Annotated in this window: 1 protein-coding gene; it reads right to left on the bottom strand. The window is 52.2% G+C overall.

The annotated features are described in order from the left end of the window. Positions 1-276 (bottom strand): dihydroxy-acid dehydratase (locus R2R70_RS20045; protein WP_410978905.1); only part of this gene is annotated, 276 nt, incomplete at both ends.

Raw genomic sequence — 276 nt, 5'->3', positions numbered from 1 at the left:
GGTGTTACGTGGATAGCTGACGGCACTTTACCTGAAGCGCCGGAGAGTCGTCCATCGGTAACTAACGCAATTTTGAAACACCGGTCCAATAATACACCAAGTGGCGGCATGAGTTTATGTAATTCTGGCATTCCGTTCGCTTTTGGCCCCTGATGACGGACAACAACGACACAATCGCGGTCCAGCAAACCCGCTTCAAAGGCCGGCATAACGTCATGCTGGCTTTCAAAAACAACCGCTGGCGCTTCAATCACCTGGTTCTCAACCGGCACGGCA

The sequence above is a fragment of the Cobetia sp. SIMBA_158 genome, assembly GCF_046566945.1.
Lineage (GTDB): Bacteria > Pseudomonadota > Gammaproteobacteria > Pseudomonadales > Halomonadaceae > Cobetia > Cobetia amphilecti.
This window is presented reverse-complemented; position numbering and strand designations above follow the sequence as displayed.